The 2,951-nt window shown below is 68.6% G+C and carries 4 protein-coding genes; 2 read left to right on the top strand and 2 right to left on the bottom strand.

The features are described from left to right. Window positions 1-20 precede the first annotated feature (20 nt). The gene (locus AC1D15_RS24870) at window positions 21-629 is read left to right on the top strand and encodes an LOG family protein (RefSeq protein WP_477828079.1); all 609 of its coding nucleotides are present in this window, start codon (window positions 21-23) and stop codon (window positions 627-629) included. Between the two features lie 55 nt (window positions 630-684). On the opposite strand, the gene AC1D15_RS24865 is transcribed toward AC1D15_RS24870, so the two are convergent. Continuing rightward, window positions 685-1,023, bottom strand: coding sequence for a P-II family nitrogen regulator (locus AC1D15_RS24865; RefSeq protein WP_047511820.1), 339 nt, complete (start codon window positions 1,021-1,023; stop codon window positions 685-687). Between the two features lie 32 nt (window positions 1,024-1,055). Then, window positions 1,056-2,729 (bottom strand): NAD+ synthase, encoded by a 1,674-nt coding sequence (locus AC1D15_RS24860; RefSeq protein WP_477828078.1) that lies wholly within the window; start codon window positions 2,727-2,729, stop codon window positions 1,056-1,058. Between the two features lie 12 nt (window positions 2,730-2,741). Here AC1D15_RS24860 and AC1D15_RS24855 point away from each other — a divergent pair. Next, window positions 2,742-2,951 (top strand): peptidogalycan biosysnthesis protein (locus AC1D15_RS24855; RefSeq protein ID WP_477828077.1); only part of this gene is annotated, 210 nt, incomplete at its 3' end.

Raw genomic sequence — 2,951 nt, 5'->3', positions numbered from 1 at the left:
CTGTGGCACCGCTTCATGCCATGAGCCCGACCCCGACCTCCCCCGCGACACCGTTCTCGGTCTGCGTCTACTGCGGATCGCGCACCGGCAACGACCCCGCGTACGAGGCTGCGGCCCGCCGCGTCGGCACGCTGATCGGCGAGCGCGGCTGGCGCCTGGTGTACGGCGGCGGCCGCGCCGGGCTGATGGGCGTGGTGGCCGAGGCAACGCTGGCTGCCGGCGGCACGGCGGTCGGCGTGATCCCGCATGCGCTGATGTCGCGCGAGCTGGGCCACGCCGGGCTGACCGAGCTGCACGTGGTCGACACGATGCACCAACGCAAGCAGATGATGGCCGAGCGCGCCGACGCCTTCCTCGCCTTGCCGGGCGGCATCGGCACCTTCGAGGAGCTGTTCGAGGTCTGGACCTGGCGCCAGCTCGGCTACCACGACCAGCCGATCGGCCTGCTCAACACGGCCGGCTACTACGACGACCTGCTGGCTTTCCTGGGCAAGACGGTGGAGCGCGGCTTCCTGTCGACGGCGCAGATGGACCTGCTGCAGGTGTCGGACGATGCGCCCACGCTGCTGGACCGCCTGGCCACGCTGGCCGGCGGCGCGCACCAGCCGGACGACTACACCGCGATCTGACCCCGCCATGAAGAAGGCCCGCACGCGGCGGGCCCTGTCTTGGTGCAGCGGGGGTTCAGACCGCCGCTTCGTCCGTCTCGCCGGTGCGGATGCGCACCACCTGCTCGACGGCCGTCACGAAGATCTTGCCGTCGCCGATCTTGCCGGTCTTGGCGGCCTTGACGATCGCATCGATGCAGCGGTCGACATCGCCATCCTTGACCACGACCTCCACCTTCACCTTCGGCAGGAAGTCGACGACGTACTCGGCGCCCCGGTACAGCTCGGTGTGCCCCTTCTGGCGGCCGAAACCCTTGACCTCGGTCACCGTCAGGCCGGTCACGCCGACATCGGCCAAGGCTTCGCGGACTTCCTCGAGCTTGAATGGCTTCACGATCGCGGTGATCTGTTTCATGTCGGTCTCCGGAGGGATGGAATCGACATAGTTTAAGCGCGGAACCTCGATGTGATGGGGTATCGCCAATCACGCCCGAACGCCCGATGGGTGATGCGGATGCCCACCGGCGACTGGCGGCGCTTGTACTCGTTGATCTTGATGAGCCGCGTGACCCGCTCGACGTCGGCCGCATCGAAGCCGGCCGCGACGATCTGCTCGATGCCCTGGTCGTCTTCCATGTAGCGCTGCAGGATCGCGTCGAGCACCTCGTAGGGCGGCAGGCTGTCCTGATCCTTCTGGTCGGGGCGCAGTTCGGCCGACGGCGGCCGCGTGATGATGCGCTGGGGAATCACCTCGCGGCCCTGTGCGTTCTTCCAGTTCGCGAGGCGGTAGACCAGCGTCTTCGCGACATCCTTGATCACCGCGAAGCCGCCCGCCATGTCGCCGTACAGCGTGCAGTAGCCGGTCGCCATCTCGCTCTTGTTGCCGGTGGTCAGCACGATCGAGCCGAACTTGTTCGACAAGGCCATCAGCAGCGTGCCGCGCACGCGCGCCTGGATGTTCTCCTCGGTCGCATCCTCGGCGCGGCCGGCGAACTCGGTGGCAAGGCTGGCGCGGAACGCCTCGAACATCGGCACGATCGAGATCTCGTCATAGCGCACCGACAGCCGCTCGGCCATGTCGCGCGCGTCGATCCACGAGATGTCGGCGGTGTACGGCGACGGCATCATCACCGCGCGCACCTTGTCGGCACCGAGCGCATCGACGGCGACCGCCAGCACCAGCGCCGAATCGATGCCGCCGCTGAGCCCGATCAGCACGCCCGGGAATCCGTTCTTGCCGACGTAGTCGCGCACGCCGGTGACGAGCGCGGCCCAGGCCTGTGCCTCCAGCGTGGGCACCGGCGCGATCGCGCCGGTCGGCCGGCCGGCCTCGAAATCCACCAGCGTGAGCGCCTCCTCGAACATCGGCGCACGTGCCGCGACGCGGCCCTGCGCATCGAGCGCGAACGACGCGCCGTCGAACACCACCTCGTCCTGCCCGCCGCTCAGGTGCGAATACAGCAGCGGCATGCCGGTGGCGCGCACCAGCGCCGCCATGCGCGCCTCGCGCTCCTCGAGCTTGCCGAGGTGGAACGGCGACGCGTTCAGCACGCACAGCACGTCGGCACCGGCGGCCTTCGCCCGCTGCGCCGGCTCRTCGAACCAGGCGTCCTCGCAGATGTTGATCCCGAAGCGCAAGCCGTCGACCTCGAACACCACCGGCTCGAGCCCGGCATCGCGGCCCGATGCGAAATAGCGGCGTTCGTCGAACACCTGGTAGTTGGGCAGCTCGCGCTTGCAATACGTGGCGACGACGCGTCCCCCGGTCAGCACCGAGGCCGCATTGAAGCGCTGCTGCACGGCCTGCGACTTCGACCTAACATCGCCGTGCTCACCCCATTGATGCGGATGCCCGACCACCACATGCAGACCTTCGAGCGGCGCCAGCGCCGCGGCGCACTCGGCCAGGGCATGCGCACAGGCCTGCATGAATGCCGGCCGCAGCAGCAGGTCTTCGGGTGGGTAGCCGCACAGGGCCAGCTCCGGCGTCAGCACCACCCTCGCCCCCTGCGCGTGTGCGCGTCGGGCGCTCTCGATGATCTGGCGTACGTTGCCGGCCAGGTCGCCGACCGTGGCGTTGATCTGCGCCAGCGCGACGCGAACCCTCGTGTTTGATGCCATAGACCAGCGAATATGCCTGCGGAAAAGAGCTCCAAAGATTATGTCATCCGGGTCGTCGGCGACCCCGGCGAGATCGACGCCGCGCAGTGGAACGCGCTGCTCGATGCGCAGCCGTCGGCCGCGCCGTTCATGCGCCATGAGTACCTGGCGGCGCTGCATGCCTCGGCCAGCGCGGTCGCCGAGACCGGCTGGATGCCGCAGTTCYTGCTGATCGAGGACGGC

The sequence above is a fragment of the Rhizobacter sp. P2_H2 genome (genome assembly GCF_056403375.1).
This window is presented reverse-complemented; position numbering and strand designations above follow the sequence as displayed.

Coding starts and splice junctions, on each gene's coding strand:
- AC1D15_RS24870 (WP_477828079.1), top strand. CDS start 21: ATGAGCCCGACCCCGACCTCCCCCGCGACACCGTTCTCGGTCTGCGTC.
- AC1D15_RS24865 (WP_047511820.1), bottom strand. CDS start 1,023: ATGAAACAGATCACCGCGATCGTGAAGCCATTCAAGCTCGAGGAAGTC.